The sequence below is a fragment of the Sulfitobacter sp. L-8 genome (genome assembly GCF_056859255.1).
In genome coordinates this window covers 14,674-25,925 of record NZ_JBSXOD010000029.1, presented here as the reverse complement: position 1 = coordinate 25,925, position 11,252 = coordinate 14,674, and the positions used below count along the sequence as shown (strand labels likewise).

Here is an 11,252-nt window from a genome sequence, read left to right as displayed (position 1 = left end):
CATTAGGCGCAAAATGGCGGAATTTTACTCCGCTACGACCAGATTATCCGACCGTTTCCGTGGGCCAATTTGCCTCCGGGATTCACAATCTTCGCCGACGGAATAAACAAGCCCATGTCACGGGCCTCGCCGTACCCGCGTTCAACCCAATCAGATAAGCTCAGTGACCGACCCCCCAGATGTTCAGTCATCCAGACCTGAAGTTTCTCGCGGTCTCGGGACGTCGCACGGCGAATTCCTAGGAAATCGAGGATGAGCCCACGTTGCCGCCGGGCTGTGTCGCTGGAAAAGGCGTAAGAAGCATTGTCTGGCGCGCCAGTCTGATCCGCCACATAAGCGATGACATCAGGATCGAGTTCGCCTTGATCATCTGGAAACCTGCCATGGTACCGGAAAAACAAAAGCTGACAGGCAATCATTACCCGCGATCTCACGCCGAACCGGCTGAGAAAATCCATATCCTCATATGATAAGCCCCAAAGCGAGGCGAACGCGCGCTCGGTCATGATCCCTCCAGACACAAGCATCATCCAGTATCACGCTAGACCGTCAATCACGTTCACTATACGCTCTCACAAAAGCCCAAATATGCAGCTTCGGGCCCCTTGGGCCTATCACGCTCATCTTGCCAGAATTGTACCGTCATCGCGCCTGATCTGCGCCGACAGCGTCGCGGAGGCACGTCATGCATTTGAAGCAGGGGACGCTCCGGCTCTAGCAGGCTTGCGAACCGGTCTCTCTGCTTCGGTCTCGCATGGTGAGCATTGCCTGCGCGACGATTTCGCGACCATCCCGCAGGCCGTTGCCCTCGCGCCCACAGCACACCGGCTATTTGATACCGTCGAAGCAGCCATCCGACAGACACGGCGTTGTTGCGGAACTCCCGTGTGAGACGTGAGACCCCCGTTCCCCCCGGGCTTCAGGCCACGCGGACGATCTCGGCGGTTCCGAGGGCGTTGAAGCGGTTGATGAGGGCGACGCGGATGTGGATTTCGGCAGTTTGGCGGTCGGGGTCTCTTGCGGTGATGCGGTCACCGAAAGCTTTCATGCAGCGCATCTTTGCCTCTTCTCTGCTTCTGACGTGGTAGCGGTTCCGTCGTTTCCAACCTGCACGACCTTGTTCGCGCACATCACGGAGGATTGCATTTCGAGCGACCGCGGCCGGGCAGTCTTCCCGCCAGAGCCGCCCGTTCTTGCGGATCGGGATGATGGCTGTGGCGCCATGCTCGAGAATGGCGGTGTGGCAGCGGCGGGTGTCGTAGGCCCCGTCCGCCGTGACGGAGCCGATCTGCTCATCCTCAGGGATCTGGTCGAGCAGGGCAGGCAGGGTCGGGCTGTCGCCCTCCCGGCTGGAGGTGAACTCGACGGCCCAGATGTCGGATGTAGCCGTGTCCATGGCCAGACGGACCTTGCGCCATTGGCGCCTGCGCGAGGGGCCCTGCTTGCGCGCATGCCATTCGCCATCGCCGAGGAACTTGATGCCGGTGCTGTCCACCAACAGGTTCAGCGGGCCGTCGGCCCGGCGATAACGGCGTCGCCCGCAGCCCAGACACACATGCCCTTTCGCTTCTCCACCATGCGGACGAGTTTCCTACGCTTTGCGTGGCGCGCCGCCTGGACGACTTTGAAGACGACCGAATTGCGCAGAGCGCCGTCCGAGATGTCCAGATCGCGCTCCGCCATCACACGCTCAGGCCCTGATCCGACCGAGGATCTCGGCCGAGGTCTTCCGCGAGAAAATGATGGAGGAGATCGGACGCCGCCCCTACCCTCGCAGGTAATGGGAGTCGCGGTTCGGGTATCGCTCACATTAAACAGTCAGTGTTGACTGTTAAAATTATCCCTGATAAAAGCTGCCTCAGATGAGGAGGAAAAGCATGCCAGATTTTAGCACGCTCAAAGTTTCACAGGACACCAATACACCGAGCATCGCGCGCCTCGTGTTGAATCGGCCAGAACGATTCAACGCGATCAATGACGATTTGCCGGGCGAACTTCGTGAGGCCGTTGAATGGGCTGAGGACAACGACGACATCCATGTCATCGTCTTGGAGGGTGCCGGCAAGGGGTTCTGCGGCGGATATGACCTTGTGGACTATGCCGAGAGTGACATCGAGCATCCTTGCCAGCAGGAAAGCTATCCTTGGGATCCGATGGTCGACTACCGGACCATGAAGCGGAACACGGAAAACTTCATGAGCCTGTGGCGCTGCAGCAAACCGACCATCGCCAAGGTTCACGGCGCCGCGGTGGCCGGCGGCAGCGACATTGCGCTGTGCTGTGACCTTTTGGTCATGGCAGACGATGCGCGGATCGGGTACATGCCGACGCGAGTCTGGGGCTGCCCGACGACCGCAATGTGGACCTTCCGTCTGGGTCCTGCGCGGGCAAAGCAGATGATGTTCACGGGTAACATGATCACGGGAATTCAGGCCGCTGAATGGGGTCTGGCAAATCTGAGTTGCCCCGCCGATAACCTTGATGCCGAAACCATGAATCTTGCGAAACGGATTGCCGGTGTGCCGCGGGGACACCTCGCAATGCATAAGATCGTCGTTAATCAGGTGATGCTGGCCCAAGGTCTGGAACAGGCTCAGATGAGCGCCACGGTGTTCGACGGGATCACCCGGCACAATCCCGAAGGCCTCTGGTTCAGGCGGTATGCTCAGACCGAGGGCTTCAAGGCCGCGATCGAATGGCGTGACAGCGGACGTCCCATCCCCGAAGGGGACGAAGCGCGGCAAATGATCCGGGACATGGAGCGGGCTTCGGGCAAACAGTCCTGACCTGAAGCCCCCTGCGGTTCACCCCGCCAAGCCGGACAAAGCGAGAGTATCAAGATGGATTTCCAACTGACAGACCGTCAGGTGCAGTTGCGCGACCGCGTGCGCGACTTCATGCAGAATCGAGTGCGGCCCAGGATCGCGGATTATGCAACAGACATTGCCCGGGGTGACAGGTGGGAGGCCTCCGCCGTCATCGAAGAGTTAAAGGACGAGGCCCGCGCGCAGAACCTTTGGAACATGTTCATGCCACCATCCGGCGCAGCGGACCGGCTCGACAATTCCTTCGAGTTTACCGGCGAGCGGCTTTCCAATCTGGAATATGCTCTCTGCGCGGAAGAAATGGGCCGCATCGACTGGGCCTCAGAGGTTTTCAACTGCTCGGCGCCCGACACGGGAAACATGGAGGTGCTGCACAGATACGGCACGCTGGCGCAAAAAGAGACCTGGCTGAAACCCTTGATGAACGGCGAGATCAGGTCCGCATTCCTGATGACCGAGCCCGATGTCGCGTCCTCCGATGCCACGAATATCAATACATCGATCAGGCGAGATGGCGACCACTACATCATCAACGGGCGCAAGTGGTGGTCTTCGGGCACCGGCGATCCGAGGTGTCGCGTCGCCATTGTCATGGGCAAGACCGATCCTGATGCGGACCGCCACCGCCAGCAGTCGATGATCTTGGTGGACATGGCAACGCCGGGGATCCGCATCGAACGGATGCTGCCCGTCTACGGCTACGACCACGCCCCGCACGGGCACGGGCAGATCGTTCTCGATAATGTCCGGGTGCCGGTCGGCAACCTTCTGCTCGGCGAAGGACGCGGCTTCGAGATCGCCCAGGGACGCCTTGGACCTGGGCGTATCCATCACTGTATGCGCACAATCGGGCTGGCCGAAGAAGCACTGGAGGCCATGTGCCGGCGCCTGGTGAGCCGCGAGGTCTTCGGCAAGCGCATCGCGCAACATTCTGTATGGGAAGAACGACTGGCTCGCGCCCGTATCGATATCGAAATGACCCGCCTACTTTGTCTGAAGGCCGCGGACATGATGGACCGCGCTGGCAACAAGGCAGCACGTGACGAAATCGCGATGATCAAGATCCAGGCGCCAAACATGGCGCTCAGGATCATCGACGACGCGATACAGGCTCATGGCGGCGCGGGGGTATCCGACGATTTTTCCCTTGCGTCCAACTGGACCACGGTGCGCACGATCCGGCTGGCCGATGGGCCGGACGAGGTACACGCCTGCGCTCTGGCTCGGGCCGAGCTTCGCAGGCATGACAAGGCACCGTCATGACCGATTTCGACACCGAAGGGCTGTCGCGCTGGCTGGTCGCGCAGGAATTGGGACTTGGACCCGTCAGACAGGTAGAACAGCTCTCCGGCGGGCAGTCGAACCCGACCTACCACATTGTCACCGATGCTCGGGACTGTGTGCTGCGGCGCAAGCCTTTTGGCCCGTTGCTCCCGTCGGCCCATGCCATTGAACGTGAGTATCGTGCGATCTCGGCCCTCTCCCCGGCAGGCTTCCCTGTCCCCCGCCCGATAGTCCTGTGCGAAGACCGCGATGTCATCGGCGCGCCGTTCTACCTGATGGATAAAGTGACGGGACGCTCTTTCTGGGATGCGACGCTGCCCGACGAAAGCCCGGCCACGCGACGGAAGCTCTTCGAAGCGATGGTCGATACCCAGGCCCGCCTACATCGACTATCCCCGGAAGACATCGGGCTGGCCACCTTCGGTAAGCCTGACAATTACCTGTCCCGGCAGGTCAGCCTGTGGACGCGGCAGTACCGGGCTGCTGAAACCGAAATCATCCCCGAGATGGAAGAGCTGATCCGTTGGCTACCCTCCTCCCTGCCCGAACAGGTCAGCACGGCCGTGATCCACGGGGATTTCCGGATCGACAACCTGATTTACGCGCCGGACCGCCCCGATGTCCTGGCTGTGATCGACTGGGAACTCTCAACCCTCGGCGATCCTCTCGCGGATTTCACATATCTTGCAATGAACTGGGTCATGCCGGTTGACGGCCGCTCAGGCCTCTTCGGGATCGACTTTGAGCAGAGCGGGATTCCGACGCTTAGTGAGGTCGTCACGCGGTATTGCCGGGCTGTCGGTCGCGATGAGATTGGGCGTCTGGAGTGGTACTTCGCCTTCAACCTCTTCCGGCTCGCCGCAATCCTTCAGGGTGTGAAGGCGCGGGCCGACAGTGGCAATGCGGCGGACCCGAATGCCGCGGATATGGCGCGTCGGGTGCGGCCCTTGGCCGATCTGGCGTGGCAGCAGGCGCGCCGAGACGGAGCGCAAGGAGGACTGAAATGACCCCATTTGACCTTGAAGGAAAAACCGCGATCATCACCGGATCATCACCGGATCATCTCGCGGCATCGGCAAGTCCATCGCCGAGGCTATGGCGATCGCGGGTGCCAATGTGGTGATCTCTAGCCGTAGGCAGGACAGCTGCGAAGCAACAGCAGCGTCGATAAACGAGCTTGCGGGTCGGGATGCGGCGACGCCCATAGCAGCAAGCATCTCGTCCAGGGAAGAACTGGTGACGCTGGTCGCCACGACGCAGGACCGGGTCGGGCCTGTTGATATCCTAGTCTGCAACGCGGCGACAAACCCCTATTACGGACCAATGGCCGGGATCAGCGACGACGCCTTCCGTAAGGTCTTTGACAATAACGTGCTGTCCAACCACTGGCTTATCAAGATGGTCGCGCCGTCAATGGCTCAGCGCGGCGGGGGCACGATCATCGTGGTTTCGTCAATCGGCGGGATGCTAGGCTCCGACACGATCGGAGCCTATAACATCACGAAGGCGGCCGATTTTCAGCTTGTCCGCAATCTGGCAGTGGAGCTGGGACCTAACAACATCCGCGTCAATGCCATTGCCCCGGGCGTCATCCGGACTGACTTTGCCAAGGCGCTCTGGGAAAATCCGAAGGCGGAGGCGTCACTGAAGAAGACTACGCCGCTTGGGCGGATCGGCGAGCCGGCGGATATCGCAGGCGCGGCTGTTTTCCTTGCCTCGCCGGCCTCGCGCCACGTCACGGGGCAGAGTCTTGTCATTGATGGCGGATTCACCGTCGCGGGGGGGATGTGATGACCAGGTTTCTTGGCAAGAGCGTCCTTGTCACCGGTGCGGCGTCGGGCATTGGCAATGCCACCACGAAGCTCTTCGCGCGGGAAGGCGCAAGGGTTTTGGCTGTCGATATTGGTACCGAGTTCGAAGCCATTGCAGCTGCAATACCGGGCGTCGATACAATACGCGCAGACGTCGGCCTGAGTATCGGTGTTCAAGCCATGATCGACCGAGCCATCGAACGGCATGGAGGACTAGACATTTTGGTCGCCAATGCCGGTGTCAGTGGCGGCATGGCCGATCTGTTTCAGCAAACCGAAGAGGACTGGTTCTCGATCCTTCAAACCAACCTTGTCGGGCCCTTCCTCGCAATCAAGGCCGCCGGGCGCTATATGCTCGACCACAATGTTGCGGGCAGCATTGTGTGCACCGCCTCTGTCGCGGGCCTGCGCGCCGGAGCCGGTGGACCGGCCTATTCCGCTTCGAAGGCAGGCGTGATCAACCTTGTTCAGATGGCTGCTCAGACCTTCACCGGCACGGGCATCAGGGTGAACGCTGTCTGCCCTGGCCTGATTGAGACCGAGATGACGCGCTTCATCTACGACGGTGCCAAAGCCCGTGGCAAGGATGCGGAGATCGGTAGGCTGAACCCATTGCAGCGAGGCGGGCTTCCCGATGAAATCGCCGAAGCAATTGCCTTTCTTGCATCCGATGCCTCCAGCTACGTGAATGGTCAGGCCCTCGTCGTCGACGGGGGACTGTCAACTTCGCATCCGGTGCCGCGCCTGCCGCAACCGCCAAGCCCACGTTAGAACATCGCATGGCCCCCACCCCTTCCCGTGGCAAACCCAATCCGCCCGTGACCCGCGCACAAAAGCATGCCGCGACACATGAAAAGCTTCTCGCAGTGGCTGTTCAGGTCCTCGTTGATGAGGGCGTGGCGCGCACCACAACTCTGGAAGTGCAAAAGCGGGCCGACGTGAGCCGCGGCGCCCTGCTCCACCATTTCCCGACCCATGCCGAACTACTTTCCGCGACCGTTGACAGGCTGGTTCAGATGAACGAAGCGGCGGTTTGGGAAGAGGCGACTGCCCTGTCGGACATGTCCGATCCGATCGAACGGACCATCCGCACCCTTGCGAACGCCTTCGCACACCCCTCATTCGCCGCGGAACTCGAGCTCTGGGCCGTGGCGCGGACAGATGAGGCTCTTTGGAAATCGCTGCGTGTCGCGGAACGGCGCGCGCGTGAAAGCAGGGACCGGGTGGTGCAGGAACTTTTTGCACCGCTGGCGGCTAAGCCGCGGATGACGCTTGTCGCTGAGCTGAGCACGGAATTTATCCGTGGACTGACCCTAAGCAACATACTGCGGAAAGACTCGACGAAACGCGACAAGCTCATTCGGGACTGGATCGGGGTCGCGCAGGGCATGCTCGAACCGCCGGAGTCGGACTGACTATCACCGGTCGCTTAATCGCATCTACAAACTGGGAGGACACAGATGCCACGCCAAACGTCATATTGGGAAAGAACCACAGACGCGGAGGTGCAGGAGATCTCGACCGGCGACGCACTGCGCCGTGCCGTCGCCACGGCGCCGGAGCGCACCGCTCTGATCGAGGTTGCACCCGAAAACCATCCGTCAATTGTTGGCGCTGAATCAACTTCCCGCCGTTGGAGCTATGCCGAACTTCTGGAAGACGCAGAGCTTTGTGCCTACTGGCTACTGGATCGGTTCAAACCCGGTGAACACATCTGCCTCTGGGCTCCCAACGTGCCCGAATGGATCATCCTGCAATATGGAGCAGCGCTGGCGGGGCTTGTGCTGGTCACTGCAAACCCTGCCCTGCGTACCGAGGAACTGCGCCACGTCCTTGATCGATCGCAATCAGTCGCCCTGTTCCATGTCGGTGAATTCCGCGGGTCAGACATGTCCTCGACGGCGGCAGAGGTCGCGAGTTCGATACGAGAACGAGTTCCGCTCGACAATTTCCTCCCGCGCATCCGCGCAGAGGCCCGCCGGAAAACACTACCGTCCGTGGCACCTGATAGCGCGGCGCAAGTCCAATTCACCTCGGGCACGTCGGGACACCCCAAGGGAGCCCTGCTGCGGCACCGTAGCTTGGTGACGAACGGTGCGATGGTGGCCCACAGGATCGGCCAAGACAGCGATGTCGTGTTGACCCCGATGCCATTGTTCCACACCGCAGGGTCGGTGTTGGGTGTGCTGGGCGCAGCGGCGACGACCTCGACACTGATCATTCCGCTGCTATTCGATCCCGATCTCATGCTGCGGACAATCGAACAGGAAAAGGCCACGGTCATCGCCGGGGTTCCAACGATGATGGCCGCGCTTCTCGATCAGTGCACCAAGAAGGATTATGATCTGTCCAGCGTCCGGGTCGCCTATTCTGGCGGTGCGCCCGTACCGATCGAACTATGCCGCCGCGTGGAAAAAGCAATCGGTGCGGCTCTGGTCTCCGTCTATGGGCAGACGGAACTGAGCCCGATCGTCTGCGCGACAGGCCCATCGGATTCGGAACTGGACAAGGCTGAAACCTCAGGTCTTCCCCTGCCGCAGGTCGACGTTCGCATCGCGGACCCTGACACAGGAGACATAGTTGCGATCGGCGTCGAAGGCGAAGTCCAGGCGCGCGGCTACCAGACGATGATCGGATATATCGGCCAGCCCGACGACACGGCGAGGACCTTGCTGGACGACGGATGGTCACGAACCGGCGATTTGGGCCGGATGGACGAGCGTGGCTACGTCCGGATCACTGGCCGTCTGTCCGACATGATCATCCGGGGCGGCGAAAACATTTATCCGGTCGAAGTCGAGAACGCCCTCACCACCCACCCTGCTATTTCACAGGCCGCGGTCTTCGGTATTCCTGATGACTATTGGGGGGAAATCGTCGCTGCGGTGATCATTCCTCATAGCGGCATCTCAACGCCAACGGTGGAGGAACTTATAGCGCATGTCAGAAGCAAGCTGTCACCGCAGAAATCACCGTCTGCATGGTTCACCGCCACGAGCCTGCCGCTCACGGCGTCGGGTAAGATACAGAAATACGTCCTGACGTACCAGGCGACAGACGGGACCCTGATCCGCCTTTGAAACACACGCGCCAGGCTTCGGATCCGCAAATAGGCCCGGATCCGAAACTTGGCGCTCAAGAACGCCGCTAAAGCAGGACAGTCTGCGTATCCGCCCCAAGCGCGCTTGATGCTCCGGATTTGTCTGCCATTGCCCCGTTCACACGCAACGGAGACCGGACCAGCGTGATAGTCCCGAAATCCGGATGCTCGACATTGTCCAGCAGTCCGGACGCTATAAGCTGGGGATCCGAGATCAAATCCGAAAGATTGCTACACGGCATCGCAGGAATGTCGTGGTCGCGACAGATCGAAAGCCACTCTGCGGTTGACTTCTCAGTGAACAAACCGTTTCTCAGTTCGAGCCATTCGCTCAGATTGTCGATCCTCGCCCCGAGGGTCGCGAAGCGGGGATCCTCGACAAGATGGCCCTGCCCTGCCCCAACCACAAAGCCGCGATACTGCCGGTCAGTATTGACTGTGACGCTGATCCAACCGTCCTTGGTCTGTATCGGCGCCGTATTGGCGTCCAAGAGCCTCGGATCTCCCAGACCTCCGGCAACGCCAAAAGTTCGCTGCCCCATATGTTCCTTCAAAACATAGGCACACATGTATTCAAACATAGGGATCTCGAGGCTGACCGTTTCTCCGGAGACGGCCCGCCGATACAGCGCGGCCATGATCGCGCCGAAAGCAATTTCGCCCACAACGTGGTCGCAGATTACGGAGGGCACATACATGGGGCGACCGTCCCGATCCTGGAACAGCCCCGCGATACCGGTGCCAGCCTGCACGATACTGTCATAAGCTGGCAGGCCATCGTATGGGCCGCCGGTACCGAACCCGGTAATTGTGCAATAGATCGTTCGCGGGTTGAGAGACCGAATGTCCTTCTCGTCTAGCCCGAGTTTGCGCAACGCCGCCGGGCGCAGATTACTGACGAAAACATCAGCACTGCGAAGCAGATCGCGCATAGCACTCTGTCCAGACGACGAAGTCAGATCCAACAGGACTGATTTCTTCCCCTTGTTAAACTGGATATAGGTCGGCGCGTCGTTGCCCGAAGGCGATTTTCCACCCAACTTGCGCATGATGTCTCCGGACGGCGCTTCGATCTTGATGACCTCCGCGCCAAGCTCTGCAAAGCGCAATGTGCAGGCCGGCCCGACTATGGCCGACGTAAGGTCCACCACTGTGACGTCTGTCAGAAGTCCCATGCTCAGTTCCTCAATTTTACGTCTGCATCGAGAATGTGAAGCCGAAGGTGCCCCCCGAGACTTCCGTCCGTGGAGTCATGCCGTGATGCCTGCTATGCCCGGATGCGAGACCGGAAATAAGCGCTGTATAACCGGCTGCACATTGGTCTGGGAACTCGCCCACTGCATCCATCAGTCTCCATCCCGCCTGCGTCACAGCGGTGCCAGATTGGGCATCGCGCGAGACATTGACCTGGTCGCCCTGGGCTTCGATCAACGCTGCAAGGAATTCCTCCAGCGGCTGGCCTGGCTGTCCCAGTGCACCTGCAAGGTCCCGATAGCCCTGCATCCCGACGATCTGGCACGCGATGCGCATCAGTCCCTCGCCTTCGAGCGGGCCGAACGTGTTGATAGCCTCGAGCATAGCCGACTTCGCATACTCCATGGCGTAGTTCCTGTGAGCTTTGGACAACCTGGCATTGGGCCACTCGTCAGATGCGAGAACCGGCGCCTGCGCAGAGTCAAACGCCGGAGCCTGCTCGGATCTCACGAAACGAAGCCGCTCTTGACGCTCGAGATCGCGACCGTAGTCTAAATAGTAACCTTCAAGACCGTCCTGCGCATCAGCGCCCTGTTTGGTGCAGACGAAGCCGACAGACTTCGCTCCCAGCATGATGCCGTTATTCGAATGCCATCCCCACAGCATTGCCTCCGAGACCTTTCTGGGAATGCCGCACATAACCACACCCTTCCACAGCCAGCGCGGTGGAGAATAGCGTATCCAGGCTTTCTGATCACTTTCATACATATATTCCACGTCCACGCCGCCGATTTGGTTGGACAGATAGTGATATTTGGCGGCGGCAACAGCTGGTGGATCCTTGTCAATGCCAAGCTTGACGAGGCCGGCCTTGAACTTTTCCCTCTGCTGTCGCCGGAAGATATTGAAGACGAACTCTGCCGCGTCGGCCTCGGACTTTCGCGACAAGACCGTCAGCACCAGTCCCAGGAAAACGTCATGATAAAGATCGGCCACTCCGCGCCATTTGACGCTTTCGTCCACGAGTTTACTCATTGT

12 protein-coding genes and 1 pseudogene are annotated in these 11,252 nt (G+C 60.1%); 8 read left to right on the top strand and 5 right to left on the bottom strand.

Going from position 1 to position 11,252, the window contains the following annotated elements; all coding sequences use genetic code 11:
• Positions 1 to 32 precede the first annotated feature (32 nt).
• The gene (locus AC13DE_RS02535) at positions 33 to 506 is read right to left on the bottom strand and encodes a DUF4158 domain-containing protein (RefSeq protein ID WP_483046940.1); all 474 of its coding nucleotides are present in this window, start codon (positions 504 to 506) and stop codon (positions 33 to 35) included.
• An 82-nt stretch (positions 507 to 588) separates the two neighbouring features.
• Here AC13DE_RS02535 and AC13DE_RS02530 point away from each other — a divergent pair, with 82 nt between their 5' ends.
• Positions 589 to 891, top strand: a complete 303-nt coding sequence (locus tag AC13DE_RS02530; protein WP_483046939.1) for a type 2 periplasmic-binding domain-containing protein — start codon at positions 589 to 591, stop codon at positions 889 to 891.
• A 28-nt stretch (positions 892 to 919) separates the two neighbouring features.
• On the opposite strand, the pseudogene AC13DE_RS02525 reads toward AC13DE_RS02530, so the two are convergent.
• A pseudogene (locus tag AC13DE_RS02525) lies at positions 920 to 1,528 on the bottom strand (IS5 family transposase); the annotation flags it as partial.
• The gene (locus tag AC13DE_RS02520; protein WP_483046985.1) at positions 1,504 to 1,683 is read right to left on the bottom strand and encodes a hypothetical protein; all 180 of its coding nucleotides are present in this window, start codon (positions 1,681 to 1,683) and stop codon (positions 1,504 to 1,506) included. The gene AC13DE_RS02520 and the pseudogene AC13DE_RS02525, both read right to left, overlap by 25 nt.
• Positions 1,684 to 1,862: 179 nt before the next feature.
• Here AC13DE_RS02520 and AC13DE_RS02515 point away from each other — a divergent pair, with 179 nt between their 5' ends.
• The 7 genes from AC13DE_RS02515 (at position 1,863) to AC13DE_RS02485 (ending at position 9,000) form a co-directional block, all read left to right on the top strand.
• The gene (locus AC13DE_RS02515; protein ID WP_483046938.1) at positions 1,863 to 2,786 is read left to right on the top strand and encodes a crotonase/enoyl-CoA hydratase family protein; all 924 of its coding nucleotides are present in this window, start codon (positions 1,863 to 1,865) and stop codon (positions 2,784 to 2,786) included.
• A gap of 48 nt (positions 2,787 to 2,834) precedes the next feature.
• Positions 2,835 to 4,088: an acyl-CoA dehydrogenase family protein gene (locus tag AC13DE_RS02510; protein ID WP_483046982.1), complete on the top strand. Its 1,254-nt coding sequence runs from the start codon at positions 2,835 to 2,837 to the stop codon at positions 4,086 to 4,088.
• Positions 4,085 to 5,116 carry a phosphotransferase family protein gene (locus AC13DE_RS02505; protein ID WP_483046937.1) on the top strand — a complete coding sequence of 344 codons (1,032 nt, stop codon included), beginning with the start codon at positions 4,085 to 4,087 and terminating at the stop codon, positions 5,114 to 5,116. Before AC13DE_RS02510 ends, AC13DE_RS02505 begins: the two co-directional genes overlap by 4 nt.
• A gap of 88 nt (positions 5,117 to 5,204) precedes the next feature.
• Entirely contained in the window at positions 5,205 to 5,900 is a 696-nt protein-coding gene (locus AC13DE_RS02500; protein ID WP_483046936.1) for an SDR family oxidoreductase, read from the top strand.
• Positions 5,900 to 6,691: an SDR family NAD(P)-dependent oxidoreductase gene (locus AC13DE_RS02495; protein ID WP_483046935.1), complete on the top strand. Its 792-nt coding sequence runs from the start codon at positions 5,900 to 5,902 to the stop codon at positions 6,689 to 6,691. The genes AC13DE_RS02500 and AC13DE_RS02495 overlap by 1 nt, the downstream gene beginning before the upstream one ends.
• 8 nt (positions 6,692 to 6,699) lie before the next feature.
• Positions 6,700 to 7,335: a TetR/AcrR family transcriptional regulator gene (locus tag AC13DE_RS02490; RefSeq protein WP_483046934.1), complete on the top strand. Its 636-nt coding sequence runs from the start codon at positions 6,700 to 6,702 to the stop codon at positions 7,333 to 7,335.
• Between the two features lie 45 nt (positions 7,336 to 7,380).
• Positions 7,381 to 9,000, top strand: coding sequence for an AMP-binding protein (locus AC13DE_RS02485; RefSeq protein ID WP_483046933.1), 1,620 nt, complete (start codon positions 7,381 to 7,383; stop codon positions 8,998 to 9,000).
• Between the two features lie 67 nt (positions 9,001 to 9,067).
• On the opposite strand, the gene AC13DE_RS02480 is transcribed toward AC13DE_RS02485, so the two are convergent.
• Both AC13DE_RS02480 and AC13DE_RS02475 read right to left on the bottom strand, forming a co-directional pair.
• On the bottom strand, positions 9,068 to 10,195 hold the full coding sequence (locus tag AC13DE_RS02480; RefSeq protein ID WP_483046932.1) for a CaiB/BaiF CoA transferase family protein: 1,128 nt from the start codon (positions 10,193 to 10,195) through the stop codon (positions 9,068 to 9,070).
• Between the two features lie 16 nt (positions 10,196 to 10,211).
• Positions 10,212 to 11,249 (bottom strand): hypothetical protein, encoded by a 1,038-nt coding sequence (locus AC13DE_RS02475; RefSeq protein ID WP_483046931.1) that lies wholly within the window; start codon positions 11,247 to 11,249, stop codon positions 10,212 to 10,214.
• Positions 11,250 to 11,252 lie beyond the last annotated feature (3 nt).